The 19,364-nt window shown below is 52.6% G+C and carries 16 protein-coding genes; 7 read left to right on the top strand and 9 right to left on the bottom strand.

Annotation, left to right across the window (positions count from 1 at the left end):
• Window positions 1–196 precede the first annotated feature (196 nt).
• On the top strand, window positions 197–1,075 hold the full coding sequence (locus OXI60_04045) for a hypothetical protein (GenBank protein ID MDE0308987.1): 879 nt from the start codon (window positions 197–199) through the stop codon (window positions 1,073–1,075).
• Window positions 1,076–1,557: 482 nt separating this feature from the next.
• Window positions 1,558–3,408, top strand: coding sequence for a DNA polymerase I (gene polA, locus OXI60_04040; GenBank protein MDE0308986.1), 1,851 nt, complete (start codon window positions 1,558–1,560; stop codon window positions 3,406–3,408).
• Between the two features lie 7 nt (window positions 3,409–3,415).
• Here the strand turns inward: polA and yihA are convergent, their stop codons facing one another.
• Window positions 3,416–4,021: a ribosome biogenesis GTP-binding protein YihA/YsxC gene (gene yihA, locus OXI60_04035; GenBank protein ID MDE0308985.1), complete on the bottom strand. Its 606-nt coding sequence runs from the start codon at window positions 4,019–4,021 to the stop codon at window positions 3,416–3,418.
• Between the two features lie 167 nt (window positions 4,022–4,188).
• Between yihA and OXI60_04030 the strand changes: the two genes are divergently transcribed.
• A complete protein-coding gene (locus tag OXI60_04030; protein MDE0308984.1) occupies window positions 4,189–4,800 on the top strand; it encodes a c-type cytochrome in 612 nt (203 codons plus the stop codon).
• A 35-nt stretch (window positions 4,801–4,835) separates the two neighbouring features.
• On the opposite strand, the gene OXI60_04025 is transcribed toward OXI60_04030, so the two are convergent.
• From OXI60_04025 to OXI60_04005, 5 genes are all read right to left on the bottom strand, one after another.
• Entirely contained in the window at window positions 4,836–6,167 is a 1,332-nt protein-coding gene (locus tag OXI60_04025) for a malonyl-CoA decarboxylase (GenBank protein MDE0308983.1), read from the bottom strand.
• 34 nt (window positions 6,168–6,201) lie between these two features.
• A complete protein-coding gene (locus OXI60_04020; protein ID MDE0308982.1) occupies window positions 6,202–7,794 on the bottom strand; it encodes a hypothetical protein in 1,593 nt (530 codons plus the stop codon).
• A 111-nt stretch (window positions 7,795–7,905) separates the two neighbouring features.
• Window positions 7,906–8,142, bottom strand: coding sequence for a zinc-finger domain-containing protein (locus tag OXI60_04015; GenBank protein ID MDE0308981.1), 237 nt, complete (start codon window positions 8,140–8,142; stop codon window positions 7,906–7,908).
• The gene (locus OXI60_04010; protein MDE0308980.1) at window positions 8,124–9,050 is read right to left on the bottom strand and encodes a branched-chain amino acid transaminase; all 927 of its coding nucleotides are present in this window, start codon (window positions 9,048–9,050) and stop codon (window positions 8,124–8,126) included. Before OXI60_04010 ends, OXI60_04015 begins: the two co-directional genes overlap by 19 nt.
• A gap of 44 nt (window positions 9,051–9,094) precedes the next feature.
• Window positions 9,095–9,670, bottom strand: coding sequence for a phosphohydrolase (locus OXI60_04005; GenBank protein MDE0308979.1), 576 nt, complete (start codon window positions 9,668–9,670; stop codon window positions 9,095–9,097).
• A gap of 365 nt (window positions 9,671–10,035) precedes the next feature.
• On the opposite strand from OXI60_04005, the gene recQ reads away from it, so the two are divergent.
• Complete coding sequence (gene recQ, locus OXI60_04000) at window positions 10,036–11,862, top strand: DNA helicase RecQ (protein MDE0308978.1); 1,827 nt, start codon at window positions 10,036–10,038, stop codon at window positions 11,860–11,862.
• A gap of 457 nt (window positions 11,863–12,319) precedes the next feature.
• Here recQ and OXI60_03995 read toward each other — a convergent pair whose 3' ends face one another.
• Complete coding sequence (locus tag OXI60_03995) at window positions 12,320–14,533, bottom strand: UvrD-helicase domain-containing protein (GenBank protein MDE0308977.1); 2,214 nt, start codon at window positions 14,531–14,533, stop codon at window positions 12,320–12,322.
• Window positions 14,534–14,660: 127 nt separating this feature from the next.
• On the opposite strand from OXI60_03995, the gene hspQ reads away from it, so the two are divergent.
• The 3 genes from hspQ to OXI60_03980 all read left to right on the top strand — a co-directional run bounded on the left by hspQ (window position 14,661) and on the right by OXI60_03980 (window position 17,136).
• Window positions 14,661–14,987 (top strand): heat shock protein HspQ, encoded by a 327-nt coding sequence (gene hspQ / locus OXI60_03990; protein ID MDE0308976.1) that lies wholly within the window; start codon window positions 14,661–14,663, stop codon window positions 14,985–14,987.
• A gap of 96 nt (window positions 14,988–15,083) precedes the next feature.
• On the top strand, window positions 15,084–15,737 hold the full coding sequence (locus OXI60_03985) for a protein-L-isoaspartate O-methyltransferase (GenBank protein MDE0308975.1): 654 nt from the start codon (window positions 15,084–15,086) through the stop codon (window positions 15,735–15,737).
• A gap of 112 nt (window positions 15,738–15,849) precedes the next feature.
• Complete coding sequence (locus OXI60_03980) at window positions 15,850–17,136, top strand: TolC family protein (protein MDE0308974.1); 1,287 nt, start codon at window positions 15,850–15,852, stop codon at window positions 17,134–17,136.
• Between the two features lie 12 nt (window positions 17,137–17,148).
• Here the strand turns inward: OXI60_03980 and OXI60_03975 are convergent, their stop codons facing one another.
• Window positions 17,149–18,423: a 3-deoxy-D-manno-octulosonic acid transferase gene (locus OXI60_03975; protein MDE0308973.1), complete on the bottom strand. Its 1,275-nt coding sequence runs from the start codon at window positions 18,421–18,423 to the stop codon at window positions 17,149–17,151.
• A complete protein-coding gene (gene hemF, locus OXI60_03970) occupies window positions 18,423–19,343 on the bottom strand; it encodes an oxygen-dependent coproporphyrinogen oxidase (GenBank protein MDE0308972.1) in 921 nt (306 codons plus the stop codon). Before hemF ends, OXI60_03975 begins: the two co-directional genes overlap by 1 nt.
• Window positions 19,344–19,364 lie beyond the last annotated feature (21 nt).

Genomic DNA, 19,364 nt, shown 5'->3' with positions numbered 1-19,364 from the left:
TGGAGTGATTTATGAATCTGAACGATTTGAATATTTTATTATGTTAGGCAGACCGAGCGACGAACTCGATGAGATCGAACTATATTGGCTGCGACAGCCATGCTCAAGCCAGCGTATCGGTCGGCCGACGGCGCATTGAAGAACTATAAGATAATCATCGTGCAGCCCAACAGTATTTTTCCGACGGACCACCGCATTGACAAAACAGAATCCAACAATCATTCTGGTTGACGGCACAGCCTATGTGTATCGTGCGTTTCACGCCTTCAATCTGAATACAGCAGACGGACGGCCCACAGGTGCTGTCTATGGCATGGCAAACATGCTCAATGGGATCATCCGGGATTATTCTCCCGACTACCTCGTCGTTGTTTTTGACGCAAAAGGAAAGACGTTCCGGGATGACATCTATGCCGAGTACAAAGCCAACCGCCCGCCGATGCCGGACGATCTGCGTACCCAGTATGGGATCGTACGCGAACTGGTCGTGGCAATGGGAATCAAGTCAATTTCCATCACAGGGGTCGAGGCGGACGATGTGATCGGCACGCTTGCCGTCGAAGCTGCGAAGTCCGGACTGCAAACGCTCATCGCCAGCAGTGACAAGGACCTTGCCCAACTGGTCACCGATAACATAGCCATACTGGACCAGCCGAAAGGAATGATGCTGGGCCCTTCTGAGGTTGAGGAGAAATTCGGCGTGAGGCCGGACCAGATAGTTGATTATCTTTCTCTCGTGGGCGACTCGTCCGACAATATTCCCGGAGTTCCGCTCGTCGGTAAAAAGACTGCGGCGACGTGGCTGGCAAAATTCGGTTCACTGGACAGCATTGTCGACAACGCCGACAGTTTCACCGGTAAAGCCGGCGACAACCTTCGAAACTCCCTGCAGCAACTGGCCCTCGCAAGACAGCTGGTCACCCTGAAAACCGATGTCGACGTTGAGTTCGATCTGGGTAGTTTTGTCAAATCCGCTATCGATGCGGATCGTCTGCACGAAATCTACTCGGATCTTGAGTTCAGTTCGTGGCTGGCGGAGTTGGAGTCCGCCCAGCTGAAGTTTAACATTCGGTGACGTAAGTGGTTGATATTTTGATTGTAAAAAAATGGGGTGGCACTACAAACAGGAATCCACCGACTATTTTACAGCCGGTGGATTATTCGGCAGAACGAATTAAACGATTGTTGTGTGAAGCTTGCGGGGCGGAGGGGCGATGCCCATAGCTTTGTAAATCGCAGCCTGGTCCGCATCGGCACTGGCTGTTGTTTGATTTTATCGCCGGCACGGATATTCTCGACACCAGGCGGTAGCTGTGTTTGGTAGAGCCGTCTGGGCGGGTGCCTGTTTTGGTTTTTGCGGATGAACATGGGGGTGTATTTTTGGGGAAGGGAGCGGCGAATGGAAGGGGATAAATACGAAGATGACACTACAATTCTGAAGCACGGCATTTTAAGCATGATATATGTCCATAAACGCCGAAAAGGAGGCGAAAAGAGGCAGATTCCGGCTAAAATTGAGCCAAAATCACAATGTGATACCCTCAAAAGATAGCCAGAATGTTAAACTGCCGCCAGGGTTCACCGCCACAGTCCGCGACAAATCACGCAGTGATGACTGCCGATGCGCTGACCGATCTGGTTGAAAGACTTTCACGATGCGAGATTTTCGCCTTCGATACCGAGACAACGGGCTTCAACATGAGGCATGAGCACTTGGTCGGCCTGTCGTTCAGCATGCAGGCGAACGAGGCCTTTTACATACCGGTCGGCCATAACTACCCCGGTGTGCCGGAACAATTGGACCGGGACTGCGTGCTCGAGCAGCTCAAGCCAGTTTTCGAAAATCCTGAAATATCGAAAGTCGCCCAGAACCTGAAATTCGATGCGGTTGTTCTTGCCAAATACGGTCTGGAAGTCAAAGGCCGACTGTTCGACACAATGATTGAGTCATACGTCCTGAACAGTACCGCCGTTTCCCGGCACGGCCTGGATAATCTGGCACTGAAGTATCTCGACCACACAACGATCAAATTTGAGAGCGTTGCCGGCAAAAAGGGGAAGAATCAGCTCACATTTGATCGCGTCGAGATCGATACCGCGACCGATTATGCGGCAGAAGATGCTGATATCGCTTACCGATTGCATGAGAAACTTTGGCCGAAAATCGAATCGAGTTCCGGCCTTCAGACCGTATTTGAGAAGATCGACATGCCGTTGATGCCGGTCCTGCTGAAAATGGAAAGACATGGTGTCAAGATCGATCAGGATTCACTGGCTCGTCAAAGCGCTGAACTTCACAGTGAAATGAAGTCGATCGAACAGAGAATCTTTGCCGGTGCAGGGATCCAGTTCAATATTGCATCACCGAAGCAGATTGGAGAGGTCCTGTTTGGAACCCTGGGACTGCCAATTGCCGCAAAGACTTCAACCGGACAGCCATCCACTTCTGAATCAGTTCTCAGCGATCTTGCGGTGCGCTATGATGTTCCCCGATGGATACTTGAGCATCGAAGTGTCGCCAAACTGAAATCCACCTATACAGACAAGCTTCCGGAAATGATCGACGCAAAGTCCCAACGGGTACACACCTCCTATCACCAGGCGGTTGCTGCGACCGGTCGACTGTCCTCATCGGACCCCAATCTTCAGAATATACCGATCAGGACTGCCGAAGGCAGACGGGTTCGGGAGGCATTCATAGCGGAACCGGGATTTGTGCTGGTTTCGATCGATTACTCCCAGATTGAGCTTCGCATCATGGCGCATCTATCTGAGGATCCGGGGCTCGTCGATGCGTTTGAAAAAGGAGAGGATGTGCACAGATTCACCGCATCGGAGGTGTTTGACATCACCATCGATGAGGTCAGTGCTGATCAGCGGCGGCATGCGAAAGCGATTAATTTCGGATTGATGTATGGAATGTCGCCATATGGGCTTTCACGTCAACTTCAGATCGAGGTCAACCAAGCGAACGACTACGTCGAACAGTATTTCACCCGCTATCCGAAAGTTCGGGAATTCATGGACTCGACACGCGAAAAAGCGCGCCGCGATCGTTATGTTGAAACCATTTACGGTCGTCGTCTGTATCTGGCCGACATCAACTCGAAGCAGTACGGCCGCCGCCAGCACGCGGAACGGACTGCGATCAACGCGCCACTTCAGGGAACAGCTGCCGATATCATCAAACTGGCAATGATCGAGGTGGATCGCTGGCTGGCGGACAACGCACCGTCATCCCGCATGATCATGCAGGTCCACGACGAGCTGGTCTTGGAAGTCGCCGAATCCGAACAGCAGTCGGTTTGCGAAAACGTAAAGTCACTCATGGAGAATGCAACACAGCTTCTGGTACCGCTGGTTGCGGATGCCGGGATTGGCATGAACTGGGCACAGGCCCACGAATAACGGACCCTTATCCCGTCGAGTCGTTCCTGAGCAGCGAAATGACCCGCGCTCGCGCCTGCTCAACTCCCAACCCGGTTCTGCCTGAAAAAACCTGCACGGAGACACCGGATACACCCTTGAACTCGTCCTCAACAGTTCTTTTTGCATTTGCCTGTTTCGACTTGGACAATTTATCCGCCTTTGTCAACAGGATATGAACGTCCACTGCCGATTCAATGCACCAGTTGAGCAACTGAGTGTCCAATTGCTTCAGAGGATGTCTGATGTCCATAGTCAAGATCATCGCCTGCAGACTGCGTCGTGTTGTAAGAAACCGTTCGATGACGCCAGCCCAGTGCCGCTGAACTTCGGGGGGAACTTTGGCGTAGCCGTAGCCGGGGAGATCAATGAGTCGGTGCTCGGGGTCGATCTGAAAAAAGACAATCTGCTGGGTGCGGCCGGGTGTCTTGCTGGTGATCGCAAGCCGCCTGTGCCCGACAATGGCGTTGAGCGCGGTTGACTTGCCACTATTCGACCGGCCTGCGAAGGCAACCTCGCAGCCATGATCTTGTACCCACTGCGACGGTTTGTGTGCCGCGGTTACGAACCTGGCATTGTTCAGATTTAGCGTCACAACCTCTCACCATGACAAATTTTTCGATGACTTAGAATGGTGCGGCATTAAATTATATGGACGATGTCCCATACATGATATATTTAGCGCGTGATTCCAGACTCTGGCGGCAATCGTCAGAGTCGGTCGATCGTACACTCGGAGTTTCAACGCAGCACAGATTGTCAATGTTAAGGAAGTTATTTACCCTGATTTCGTCAATCGGGCTCCTTTGGGGCCTGACCATCCCGGCGTTCGCAGCTGGCGATGCCGCAGCCGGTAAGGAAAAATCCATTACATGCGTCGCCTGTCATGGTGCCGATGGTAACGGTGTCGCGCCTGACTTTCCCAAGATTTCAGGCCAGATTCCAGGCTATATCGCAAGCCAGTTGGCCGCCTACAAGTCCGGTCAGCGCAAAAGTGCGATGATGATGGGGATGATGACGAATCTGACCGAACAGGACATGCAGGACCTCGATGCCTATTACTCTCAGTTCCAATTCTCCAAAGCGAGTATCGGAGAGTCTGATCTGGCCTCCGCCAATAGAGGTCGCGAAATATACAGGCGTGGTCTCACGCAATATGCGGTGCCTGCGTGCATGGCGTGTCACGGACCTTCAGGAGATGGAATTCCTGCCCGTTACCCGAAAGTTTCCGGTCAATACAAGAATTATCTGATCACTTCGTTACGCGATTTCAAGTCCGGGGTACGAGTCAACGAGGAGATGAACACCATCGCCTTTCGTCTCACCGAACAGGAGATTGCGGATCTCGCAACCTATCTGCACGGACTGGACTGATCGGTTTCCCGGTTGCCGAATTGATTGGCAGCCGATCATCTGGCGGCTTGTTTTCGCGCCAGTTTCCTGATTGCCGGTGCAGCCGCGATGGTCTGATTGACCGAGTACTCTTCATGATTCCTGACGATCTCATCCGGATCGTAGACGTAGTTCACCAATATTCCGGCAGACTGCCGCAATCCGTTTGAGGACCGATCTGCGAGCCAGTTTATCCGCGCCAATTTTGCGCCGTTGCGCAAATGAAATCGGGCAACAGGATCGTAGGGTTCCTTTCCGGACTTTGCATTCAGGAAGTAACGCGCCGCCAGACGAAGAAGAATCGGACTGAGTTGCTGAGCTGTCGTTTCATTTTCGTTCCAGCCTGGCTTGTCAAGCAGTTTGAGCACGGCTCTCTCATCGTCCGAGACACGGCAACCTTGTGGGTCCTCCAATGTTGCCTTGAGCCATTTTCTGAACTTGGGCACGGGCGACAGGGTGGCAAAGGTTCTTATTTTTGGGAACTCAGCTCGGATTTCGAGAAGCACCTGCTTTATGAGAAAGCTGCCAAAAGGAATCCCGATCAATCCTTCGTGGCAGTTGTTGATCGAATAGAAGATCGCAGTATCGGCCTTGGCGGGGTTCGTCTCGCGGCGTTCCCGGTCGATCAGCGCCTCAATTGATTCTGACATGCCATTGACGAGTGCGACCTCCACAAATACGATCGGTTCGTCCGGCATGTTGCCATGGAAAAACGCGAAGCACATGCGATCCGCGGCCAGTCGACCGCGCAGGTCCCGCCAGTCTTTTATCTCATGTACGCTTTCGTATTGGATGACCTTTTCGAGAATCGCTGCGGGCGTGTTCCAGTCAATCCGGCGCAGAGTCAAGAATCCCTTGTTGAACCATGAACTCAGAAGGTGGGCCAGATCATTCTCCACCAAGGCGAGGCTCGGGTCCTCAAGTTTGAGGTGCAGCAGATCGCGACGCATCGCAACCAATGTCGAGATTCCGTCCGGCGCCTGATTGATTCTCCGGAAAATTTCCTGCCTCCCGGACTCGACCGCTGAAACCAGTGAGGTGTAACTGCGAGCGTCGTGTGTGGCATGGAAGTCATTCGCAAGTTTCAGAATCTCGTCGGCATCCACTTCGTAGTTCTTATTCAAGAACCTGAAAAACTTGATCTTTTCCTTGTCTGGCAATGTGGCGTAGCCATTCACGATCTGTCGGGCGAGCGTGATGCCCGACGCTTCCCCTGCTGCGGAAAGCAATTCCTCGCACCATGAGTTCAACATGGCAGGCGTGGTTTTCTTCGTCGACGACTTTCTGAACAGGTCGGCACCGGTGTCCGCAACGATATTCAGCAGTTGGCTCAGGCTTATTGATGACATGTCATTTGGTTTTCGTTGGATTCAATCGGTCTTGTCAGTTCTGGAGTTGCTCGATGACTTCGCGCAAATTTTTCGACACGGGCTGCTTGAGCGTCAAATAGTGAACCGGGCGTTGGGACTGACTGAGGACCTCCATGTCCGCGTGAAGCTGGGTATCGAACAGCTGACCGAACGTATAGGGACGCTCACTGACCGACAAGTCAACACTTTCCTCGGCGCCGATCGTCAGATAGTGACCGCTACTGGGGCCACCTTTATGAAACTGGCCGGTAGAGTGCAGGTACTGTGGACCGAAGTTCAGCACTGTTGTCAGGTCGGTAAGTTTACCTGAAATTGCTTGCAGCTGTGTAAGCAATTCCAGCATTTCGCCGCTGGGCTCAGCGAATGCCAGCAATGCGATATAGTCGTGAGTTCGCGCGTTTTCTCTTATGTGCTGCAATGTCGACCGTATCGCGTCAGCCGACATTTCCGTTTCCTCAACTGCCTGATCCGGGGCCTCGGCGTACCCAGTGTGCGCATCTCGCGTTCGAAGGATTTCCAGGACCTTGCGTTTACTTTGCTCGACATCGGGTTGGCCAAATGGATCAATTCCCGCGAGACTCCCTGTCATGGAGATGACGGTTTGCCAAAACATGAAAAACCTTGCAATCTGTCTCGGTTCGGTCAGCTCGCAATCGTCTATCGGACAGTTGTATTGATTTTCCAATACCGCGTTCGACCTCACCCGACTTCTCGGCGTGCCCCCTGCCTGGACAGTTCTGATCACCGGAAGAATGCCCAGACCGGACTTGCCGAGACTCTCCGAGACAATCTGTTCAACCCATTGCAGTACGGGCAGCAAATGAATTTCGGCTTCAAGCATGAGTCGACTGCCGGGTTCGCAGACGAGTGAAGCCAGTACAGCCGCCGTTTCGTCTACCTTCTGACTGTCGCTTGAGCTGTCATCCAACATGTTTTCGACAAATTCATCGAAGCCGGCTCTAATTCCTTCAAGATCATGTCCGAGCAGTTTCATCGGCAAAAGACCGAGTGTACTGAGTGCCGAGTACCGTCCGGGCACAAAGGGGTCCGAGGAATACACCGGAATTTCTTTGTCTTGCGCCCACTCTCTCAAGGGATTCGGTGCCGGATCTGTGATGGCGCAGAACCTGTCAGACGCGCCAACACATTCATGCAGGCTTCTTGCGATATCGAGAGTCTCAATAGTGCCGCCCGACTTGCTCGCGATCGCGTAAAACCTGTTTGGCAAGGCAGCATTGTCAAGAATCGGACGGAGAAATTCCGGTGATGTGCTGTCTGCAACCTGTAATTGGATCTCCGTCGCATATCCGAACACACTTGAGTATGCTCTTGTCGACAGACTCGCCCCTCCCATTCCTATCAGAACGACGGTTTCACAATCCGCACGAAGCCGGGGAACCTCGGAGACTGTCGACATCGAACGCCTCAGGGAATCCGTCCAGTCGGCACAGTGCGCGGATTCGGCTGACCCGAGAATGTCGCGCCAGATGCTCACATCGTTTTGGAACAATCTGGACCGTACACCCCGCTCAGCGAGTGCTTTTCTGTAATGCTGGAAGCGATCGTCAATCGGATCGGATTTCCGAACCAGAGTTGTTGAAGACATGACCGCGTTCACCGATTCCGTTCAGTTGATGCTGGATGGCATAACCTGACGGAAGATGTCAGGACATGAACTTCCAATGGATATCTGGGTACCTGGCGGCGAGGCGGTCTCTCACTTGACCAGAACGTAGTGAGTTCCACAATACGGACAAAGCACACTGCTTTCTTTCTCGATCGGCAGATATACGCGCGGATGTGAATCCCACAGTCTCATACCTTCCGACGGACAGTGCAGAGGGAGATCCGCTTCAGTGACCTTGATCAGCATCTGTGAATTTGCAGTCTCACCCTGTTTGGGCTGATAACTATCCGAACTCATCACATCACCCATCAAACGTACGTCAGCCAATGCTGATGCTCTTCGCTCCGGCCTTTCACCACGTCAAAATACTTGGCTTGCAGCGCAAGCGTGATCGGTCCGGGTTCGCCACCACTGATCAGTCTTCCATCAAGCTCTCGGATCGGTGTGATTTCTGCCGCGGTTCCGGTAAAAAATGCCTCATCGGCAATATAGACCTCATCGCGCGTGATTCGTCTTTCGTGTACCTCATAGCCCATTTCACCAAGTAGCTGCATTGCTGTCAACCGGGTTATTCCTTCCAGTGTCGAGGCAAGGTCGGGGGTCAGTACCTTGTTGTCACGCACGATAAACAGATTCTCACCCGAACCCTCCATGACGAAGCCATCGGTATCGAGCAGCATCGCTTCCTCGGCCCCATATTCCATCGCCTCCCGAAGTGCCAGAATAGAGTTGGTATAGTGTCCGCAGACCTTGGCCCTGCACATCTGCGCATTGACGTGCAACCGTGCGATGGAGGAAGTCTTGACCTTGATTCCGTTTGCAAGTCCATCGGCTCCCAGATACGCGCCCCAGTCCCAGGCCGCGATCATCACGTGAGTCGACAGATTGTCCGCCCGCAGTCCCATGCCTTCTGAACCATAGAATGCGATTGGCCGGATATAGCAACTTTCAAGATTGTTTTCCCGAATCACCGTACACTGGGCCTCATTGAGGGTATCCCGGTCAAACGGCATGTCCATTCGCATGACATGCGCGGAGTTCATGAACCGGTCGGTATGGTCCTGCAACCGAAATACTGCTGGACCCTTGTCAGTCTTGTATGCCCGGATACCTTCGAATACCGCGACGCCATAATGCAGTGAATGCGTAAGCACATGAACGGTTGCCTCGCGCCAAGGCACCAATTTTCCATCATTCCAGATGACACCGTCTCGATCGCTGAATGAAGTAGTCATATGATTTGAATCAGTTGTTGAATAAGTTGGTTGATTGCCTGATGTCACCCGGCATGTTCGCCGAATGGCACCCTGTCAAAAATTCGCCGGACCATGGGTTCGAAGAACTCAAGCGGAAGAGAATCATAGTCAGGGTCGAAGCTGTTCTGGTCCCAGTTTTCGCAGAAATCAGCGCAGGCCTGGTAGTGTTCGTGGTCCTTATACAGATCGCGGGCATTTCGGTCTTCGCCCAGGTGATGAAAAAAGTAGTATCCCTGAAAAACTCCATGATGCTTCAAGATCCAATAGGTTTTCTCCGATACATAGGGACGAAGCAATGCGGCCGCCATCTCACTGTGATTTTCCGGAGCAAGAATATCCCCTATGTCGTGCAACAGGGCCGCTACGGTCATCTCCTCGCCGGCATTGTCCCGCCACGCCCGGGTGGCGGACTGAAGGGCGTGTTCCAGTCTGGAAACCTTGTATCCGGAGAAACTGTTGTCAAGCGCCAGCAAGTGCTCAAGCACGCGGTCAGCGGTCTTTTTTGAGAAATCCCGCTCAAGACCGTGAAGCAATTGGTAGTCGTCAAATGACCCTTCTTTCATTTGGGTAAATTTGACAGTCTGGTTCGTTTCTTCCACTGGGTCGTCGGTGCGTTGTTATCGCAAATTGTTCGATCGGACGAGCAATTCGCATTCAAGGAAATTGGACAGAGCATTATACACTTGCGCCAAGGTGACCGAAGGGAGAAGGAGCGACGTTACCGTGCGATGCCGGCATGTCAGAATAACCTGCTGGCACCGGCGTATCAGTATGTCAAACCAACTCGAAAATTGGCTGGTGAAGGTCTGCGAATCAAGAATTGAAACTCAATGAATCCAGCAATCCAACCTTGCTGTATCTGCAACCGCGTACAATGTCACCACCACTTCAATGTCAATTGCGCTAAGAGCGCGTCAAGGTATTCGACCTTGGAGTGATTGGTTACAAAACAGGAGACGCCACATTGCTCCATCATTCAGAACGCCGGCACGAAATATTGCGCGAGGTTTTTGGCTACGATTCGTTCAGGCCTAACCAGGAAACGGTGATTGAAAAGCTGACGCAAGGTCAAAATGTGCTGGCTGTGATGCCAACCGGTTCGGGAAAATCTCTTTGCTACCAGGTGCCCGCTCTGATGGGCGATGGACTCACCATCGTAGTCTCTCCATTGATTGCCTTGATGCGTGACCAGGTCAGCGCCCTTAAGCTGGCCGGGGTTGACGCTGATTCAATTAATTCGTCGAGTGATCAGCAAACCAAAATCGCCGTATGGTCGCGTTTGAAATCCGGTACGCTCAAGTTGCTGTATCTGTCGCCTGAGAAACTGATGACAGAACCAATGCTGGAATTTCTCAGACCGCGACATCTGACCCTGATCGCGGTCGATGAGGCGCACTGCATATCTCAGTGGGGCCCCGCTTTTCGTCCGGAATATGCTCAGTTGTCTCAACTGCACGAACTGTTTCCGGATACGCCGATTCTTGCGACAACGGCGACGGCCGACGAAGTCACGCGTTCAGAGATTGTGACACGCCTGTTCGCAGGTGACGTTTCGGTTCATGTTCAGGGATTCGACCGACCCAACATCATGTTGTCAGCTGCGGCCAAGGTCGGAGAAACTGACCAGATGCTGGATTTTCTCGCACCTCATCGGGGCTTAAGCGGCATCGTCTACTGCCTGTCCCGAAAGAAAACCGAGAGTACAGCGGCATTGCTTGCGCAATCGGGTTACCGCACGCTGCCCTACCACGCCGGTATGGATAAGGACGAGCGCGATGAAAATCAAAACATCTTCATGACCGAACCCGGGGTTGTCATAGTGGCGACCATCGCGTTCGGCATGGGAATTGACAAATCCGACATCCGGTTTGTACTGCACGCAGATATGCCCGGGTCCATTGAGGCATACTATCAGGAAATTGGTCGCTCAGGCCGAGACGGTGAGCCAGCCGAGGCCCATCTGCTGTTTGGACTCGATGACATGCGTATGCGTCGGATGTTCATCGACCAGGAAGATGCCGGAGAAGACCGCAAGCGTCGGGAGCACCAAAGACTGACCGCGCTGATTGGCTATTGCGAGTCCCCAACATGTCGGCGGCGCGCTTTACTCGCATACTTCGGAGAGCAGATCGCGCCGTGTGGCAATTGCGACACCTGTCTGCACCCCGTTGAGCTCGCCGATGGTACTGAATACGGAAGAATGGCGCTGTCTGCGATTTATCGAACCGGACAACGCTATGGTGCGATGCATATTGTTGATGTGCTCGTGGGCAATCAGACAGCGAAAGTTACAAAGGCGAGCCACGACCGACTTCCGACATTTGGGGTGGGTACGGAACTTAAGGTACGGGAATGGCGTGTGCTGATTCGCCAACTCGTCAGTTCTGGATTTGCGGTTCAGGACATTGCGGCGTACGGCGGATTGCGAATTACCAATTCCGGATATGATCTGCTGAGGGGAAAGTGCACTTTTGAATATCGAAAACCGCCCGGGAGCGCACGTCGGTCAGAATCTCAAAGTTCAAGGAAGTTGAACTTGGCGGCAAACTTGAGTTCGAAAGATGAGTTGCTGTTCAACCGACTGAAGATGTTGCGGATGAGAATTGCCAAAGAACGAAAAGTGCCCGCCTATGTGATATTTTCCGACCGCACGCTTGAGTCGATGGCATACCGCCGTCCGACGACGCCTGAAGAGTTTTCCGAACTCAGTGGTATCGGTGAAACCAAGTTGCGTGAATTCGCTGAAGTGTTTCTTGCTGAAATAGCGAAAGATCCGCAAGACAGTTGCTGATTCAGGAGCACGGCTGATGCGAAATACCTGACGCCTATCTTTGAAGTCAAAGCTTTCCGGATAAGTTGTCTGCTGATCCAGCGATGCCTTGATGTGTGAGCGCAGGTCGTGAATTTCGGATGCCGGTAATACACTGATGTTTTCACCAACTGCATAAACCCGGCGCGCGAGACAAACAACGAAAAGATGATCGAGTCGGAGCAACCGAGCTGAATCTCGCAGCAACTTTGAGACTTTCGGTGCATCATTGAACTTGATCTCAAAACCCAGCCACCCACCTTCATATTGCACCAGCAGATCAAGGGCCACAAGACAGCGAGTTGAATCTTCACGAAACCGTTTACGCACGCGATATGGCGTAACTGACGTCTCAATTCCGGACTCAGCGCAGCGTCCACATCAGTGGTCGGTGATGCAGGATTCCCTTGGGAGCCGGCCAAGCGCTTGATGGCTTTTCCTAATTGTCGAGGAATTCCAGCCCTGCCTGCTCCAACAACAGCAGTTTCTCGCCAACATCCTCAAACCTTATCTGGACAATCGTATGTCCTTGTCCTACAGTGATGTCGGTCACAGTGCCTTCACCGAACTTCTTGTGGCGAACCCGTCTGCCGCGCAGATCTTCCAGTTCTTCTTCCAAGTCCAATGTCGCGACAGATGTATCGGAATCCGACTGTCCGGCAGCGAAATCCGGTGTCACCTTCCGGATACACTGTTTGGGAATCTCATTGATAAATCTCGATGGTACGTAAGGAGTGAGATGTCCAAAATACATGCGAAGTTTGGCACGTGTCAGGTACAACTGCTTCTTTGCTCTTGTCATACCCACATAGCACAAGCGACGCTCCTCTTCGACCTGGTCGAATGTCCTACGTACGCGGCCGTATTCCAGCGCGTTCGCATGAGGCAATAGCTTTTCGTCCATGCCGACCAGAAAGACCACAGGAAACTCGAGTCCCTTGGCCTGATGCAGGGTCATCAGGCTCAGGGTATCCGACGTCTCGTCAAATGTATCGCCTGCATCCAGTGCCACAGTATCCAAAAACAAAATGATTGCTTCACGCCCGTCGGCAGCCGACTCACCTGAAGTCCCGTGATCAATGTTCATCTGAATGAAGTTCGCGCCCGCGTTGATCAGCTCGTCGAGATTCTCTACGCGCGGCTTGTCGATTTCCGTATCCCGCAAAAGGTAGAGGTCGCGAAGGCCCGAATGGGCATTGACATGCTTGATCGTCTCAGTCAGACCAAAACCGGAACAGTCAGTTTCCATACGTTCTATCAACTCGATGAACTCACCCAAGGGGGTTTTGATCCGCGACTGTTCCGACCCATCGTTCGCGATTATTCTCGCAGCCTGCATCAAGGAGATATCTTCGTGCCTGGCAACTTCGAAAACCCTTCGCTGAGCGACCTCACCGATTCCGCGCGGCGGTACATTGATCACCCGCTGAAACGCCGGACCGTTGTCAGGATCGACAATCAGTCGCAAATAGGCAAGTGCATGCTTGATCTCCATTCTCAAGAAAAACCGGACACCGCCGTAGATCCTGAATGGAATCCGATACGAGGACAGCGTCGTCTCGAAAATGTTTGACTGCGCATGCGTCCGATAAAGGATCGTCATGTCTGAATACGCAAACCCGGCCTCATGCAGGGCCTTGGCTTTCTCGGCAACAAACCACGATTCATCCTGATGGTCGGATGCAGTGAAAAACCCGATCGGTTCCCCGCTATCCTGATCAGTCCACAGTTTCTTCTCAAACCGGTCGCTGTTTCGGGCTATGACCGAGTTGGCGGCAGTCAGGATCGTCTGTGTTGACCGATAGTTCTTTTCGAGACGAATCAATCTGGTATTCGGAAAAAGCGATGTGAAACTCAGCATATTCTTCGCTACCGCTCCGCGCCAGCCATAGATGGACTGATCCTCATCGCCGACTGCGGTAATGTAATTCAGATGATTGCTGAACAGTTTCAGCCATTCAATCTGGATTGCATTGGTGTCCTGAAACTCATCAACCAGAATATGTTGGTAGCGCTCGTGAATCTCACTTCGCACAAGCTCATTGCGTTGCATCACCTCGACAGTCCGCAGCAGGATTTCCGCAAAGTCCACCAGGCCCCGGATATTGCACTCGTGCTCATAAAGCTCGTAGATCGGACCCATGATCTCCTCACGGCGACTTGAAGGCTCATGCGTTTTCGATGCGCGTAACTGTCGTTCCTTTTTGCCGTTGATATAGGACTGTACATCCTTGGCATTCCACTTCCCGATCCTCAGCTGACTGTCGTTGATCAACCGGTTGATGAATGACTTCTGATCATCCTGGTCCAGTATCGTGAAGTCCCGCGGCAGTCGTGCGGCCTCATGATAGATCCTTAGAAACCGGCAGGAGAATCCATGGAATGTAGCGATCCCGCCGGGTGCTGCATTTGTCCCGAGCAGCTGTTCCACACGCGCCTTCATTTCCCTCGCTGCCTTGTTGGTGAAGGTCACCGCAAGAATTTGATGTGGAGAAACGCCATTGGCCTCAATCAGCCAGGCAATCCGTCGGGTGATTGCGGTTGTCTTGCCGCTGCCAGCCCCGGCTGTAATGAGCAACGGTCCCGGCGAGGCTACAACTGCCTCGCGCTGCTGCTCGTTCAACCCCTCAAGGACAGTCGTGACATCCGTCACAGTTCAACCAACCTCATGGCCGACGATGCATGGTCAGGATGGAAACCCAAGTTGCAATTGACTTGAAATTGACCGATTGGAACGTATATATGAAAGTACAATCTACTGTAATATCGGTAAGGTCGAGATGTCAGTATCAGCGAAGTTCAAACTGGGGCAAGTTGTTCGTCATCGGTACCACGCTTTCAGAGGTGTGATTTTTGATGTCGATCCAGAGTTCAACAATACCGAGGAATGGTATGATGCGATTCCGGACGAAATACGTCCCCGAAAAGATCAGCCGTTCTATCACTTGTTGGCTGAAAACGAAAAGTCCACATATGTTGCTTATGTTTCTGAACAAAACCTGATACCGGACGAAACAGGAATTCCTGTCGATCACCCGGCAGTCACAAAACTGTTCGGTGATCTTGATGGCGGTCAATACACGGTCCCGTCAGAGCAATTCCACTGATCCAGTGAAAGCGAGATCGGCTGGCCTTCGAAACCGGTCATTATAAATCTTTCGGTTACTCGAACTTCAGGCATAATCCACGGAATCGACGCAGTAGTGGACATCAAACAAGCAAAATTCAATATGGTCGAACAACAGATCCGGCCATGGAATGTGCTGGACCCCAAAGTGTTGGAAGCGGTTTCGACTGTGCCACGGGAACATTTCGTTCCGAAAGAGCATCGCGAACTGTCTTTTGTCGATATGAATATCCCAATCGGCGATAACCAGGTCATGATGCAGCCGAAAGTCGAAGCCAGACTACTGCAGGCACTTGAACCCGATCCGGAGCATCTGGTACTGGAAATTGGAACCGGTAGCGGCTACATGGCCGCACTGTTGGCGCATTGTGCGAAGTTTGTTCAAACCGTGGAAATCCGGCCAGCCCTTGCTGAAGCAGCAACCGATCATCTCATCGAGAACAAATCCAGTAATGTGCAGGTCATCGAAGGTGATGGTGGGCAAGGATGGCAGTCAGATCATCAGTTCGACTGTATATTTCTATCCGGTTCGGTCATTGAACTGCCGGACAGTTATCGCAAATTGCTGAACGTCGGTGGACGGCTGGTGGCCATTGTCGGCGACGAACCGGTCATGAATGCAATTCTGGTTGAAAGAACAGGCCCGGCTTCATGGAAAACCACGTATCTGTTCGAGACAATCCTGCCGGCACTGGATCATATCGAGCAACCCAGTCGTTTCGTGTTCTAGATTCATCCCGGGCCGAAGTTGTGAAGATTTCAGTCAAATCCACAGCAGGCTGGCATATGCGGTGTTCAGCATGCAATTCAAACCCTTCAGGTCGCCAAGCGGCCCAAGTCCGATGAAGTTCAGCCGAACAATCGGCTTTATCCTCGGCTGTATATTCACTTCGGGAGTCTTCGCTTCAGACCTTCTGGATATCTACCAACTTGCGCTCGAAAACGACGCAACATTGAATTCGCAGAAATTTGCCACCGAAGCGAGTTCCTTGGACAATGCGATTATCCGATCAAGGGCATTTCCTACCGTGTCGTTGCGCGGGAGATACGAAGAACAGCGCATCGCGAGAAGCAACGAGGTCAATTCCACCTCAGGAGAGGTTGTTCTCGACGTTCCACTTTATATGGCCGAACTCAAACCGGCATTGGATTCGGCTGAAGCCGACGTGGTCATCGGTGAACTTCGACTTCAGAAAGCCCGGCAAGATCTGTATCGCAGGGTTGTAGTCGCCTATTTCGACGTTCTGGCCTCTCAGGATGATCTGGACACCTCCGCCAGTGAGGTCAAGGCGATCGCCGAGTTTCTGAAAGTCACCCGAACACGCTTTGATGTTGGTCTGGGAACCGAAAGTGACATACAGAATGCGACCGCGCGCGAGGCGTTGGCAAGGGCGGCACAAATCCGCGACGAAAGCGCGATAGAAGCCGCTTGGATCTCACTGATGGAAATAACCGGCAGTCGACCCGATCAACTGAATCGGCTCGCGGAAAATCTCATAGTACCGGTACTCATGCCCGACAACGTCGAACACTGGATTGATCTGGCGCTGGAAAACAATCCAGATCTCGCTATTCAGGGTGAATTGGTCAATCGATCGAAATACGCAATCCAAGCCGCCGGTGCACGGACAGGCCCCAATGTGATGCTTGGACTGTCTCGTCGGGAATTCGCTGACAAACCCAGAAACCCGAACCCAGAGCGATCCAAGATCACCCTCAGCATCAGCAAGTCATTCTCGGTCGGCGGGTACCATCAGAAACTCAGGAAACAGGCAACACTGAATCACAAGGCCCAGGTTCAGAGAGAACTTGCTGCGACTCAGCAAGTCAGAAGCAGTGTGTCGCGCACATACTTCAATCTGGTGAGTCTCTACAATCGGATCAGAGCGCTGGAAACGGCAAGAAGTGCAAGTCAGATTGCGTTGGATGTCACCGAGCAGAGTTTTCTTGTGGGCACTGTCGCCTCCATCGACGTGCTCAATGCACGACACGATCTGTTTCAGGTGACACGCGACCTGCACCGCGCCCGCTATGATTACCTGAACAACTCCATTGTGATCAGACAACTGGCCGGCACGCTTGACCTGTTCGATCTGGAGGTGATGAATAACCTGCTTGAACGACCCTGATACCGGGAAAATTCACAACACTGACAGCAATCTTTCGCACGTGCGCGTCACTGAGCCCCGATTTTCCGCCAGTAGCTGATATCCCCTGCCCACCATTTCCTGCCGTAAGTCAGAATCTCCCATGAGTTTCCCGATACTTTCTGCCAACTCTTCCATACCAGATACCTGAAGACCTGCCTGCGCCGACAGTACAAGTCGGGCAATCAGCCGGAAATTTGACATCTGCGGGCCGAAAATCGACACGGTACCCGTCATCATCGGCTCGAGCACATTGTGACCGCCGACAGGTACAAAACTTCCACCGACCACGGCGACATCGCAAGCGGCGTAATAGTTCATCAACTCACCCATTGAGTCCACCAGCAGGATGTCGGCTTCTTGCGGCCACTGACCACTCCATTGACTTGTGCGGACAACATGCAGACCGCGTTGGGCGATGATCCGATAGACCGCGTCAAATCGCTCCGGGTGGCGCGGAACGATAATCCCGAGAAGCATCGGGAACTTTTCTCGTACCCGCTCAAACACGTCAAGAAACCTCAATTCCTCACCGTCGTGTGAGCTCCCCAATATGACAACACGGACATCATCTCCCCCAAGACGCTCCCGGATCCGCTTTCCGCTCGTCAGTACCTCCGGCGGTGCTGTGACATCGAATTTGAGATTGCCTGTCACACTGATCCTTGAGTCAGGCACTCCGATGTCTGCGATTCGCTGACGGTCATCCTCAGTCTGGACACAAAACGCGCTGACCTGATTGAGCACATACCTGCTGAACGGCCTGAGTCTGACAGCTCCTGCAAAAGTTCTGTCGGAAAGACGCATGTTCGCGAACAGCACCGGAACACCCGCGCGAGTCCCGTAATGAATCAGATTCGGCCACATTTCTGTTTCCATGATCACAATCATCACTGGCTTGAACTTGCGCAGGAAGGTCCTGACAATGACACCGGCATCGACCGGGGCGTAGACATGAGCAACCCGATCATTGAGTGACTTTCGGATTTGCGCCGAGCCGGTCGGTGTCACGCAGGTGACCAGCACCGGTCGATTCTGGGTCTGGAGCAGATTTTCAATCATGGGGACGGCAGCGTTGACCTCGCCAACTGATACCGCATGGACCCAGATAATTCCGGTGGGAATACGGTTGGGGAGAACCCCGAACCGCTCGGTGAGCCTGCGCCGATAAGTCGGTGTGAGTCCGGCCTTCAGCACATATCGAACGAATATCACAGGCAACAGCATCAGCATCAGTGTGCGATAGACTGCGAGAATCATCCTGCCCATTACGGATCACCGGTCTCGCTCAACCAGTCGCGCGGTTTGAGAAAAACATCTGTCAGTTCCTGCTCCGCAGAACCGGGTTCCGCCTGGAAGTTGTAACGCCAGACAACGTTCGGCGGGAGCGACATCAGGATTGATTCGGTTCTGCCCTTTGACTGAAGTCCGAACAAGGTGCCCCTGTCATATACAAGATTGAACTCTACGTAACGCCCGCGACGAATCAGTTGAAACTGTCTTTCCCGGTCGCCGAAAGCCTGATTCATTCTTTTTTTGACGATCGGCGCATACGCCTTTGGAAAATGTGATCCGACGCTGCGTACAAACTCAAACGAGCGGGCGAATCCGCCTTGTTTGAAATCGTCGAAAAACAAGCCGCCGATGCCGCGATTCTCCTCCCGGTGTTTCAGATAAAAATAGTCATCACACCACTTTTTCAGTCGCGGGTAAAGGTCTTCACCGAAACCGGCACAGGCCGAGGCGGCTGTCCGGTGCCAATGAACCGCATCGTCAACAAAACCGTAATACGGCGTCAGATCAAAACCACCGCCGAACCACCACTCACCTCCCTCTACACAAATGAATCGGAGATTCATATGCGTCGTGGGTACATAAGGGTTCAGTGGATGGACTACGAGTGAGATGCCGGTTGCGGTAAAGGATCGGCTCTCCAGATGAGTTCGCTTTTGAGTCGCTGCCACCGGCAGGCTGGCGCCGCGAATCGAAGAGAAGTTCACTCCAGCCTTCTCAAACACCTTCCCCGATTCCAATACACGCGAATCACCGCCGCCACCGTCAACAAATTCCCACTCGTCGCGGTCAAACCTGCCCACACCATCCAGAGACTCAAGCTCATCACAGATCCGATCCTGCAATTGTCTGAGATAGTTCTCAACTTCCCGGTTCTGGGCTGGAGTCACCGTCACGTCAGGATACCTCGGGATTGC

The organism is Acidiferrobacterales bacterium, from assembly GCA_028820695.1.
Lineage (GTDB): Bacteria > Pseudomonadota > Gammaproteobacteria > Arenicellales > JAJDZL01 > JAJDZL01.
This window is presented reverse-complemented; position numbering and strand designations above follow the sequence as displayed.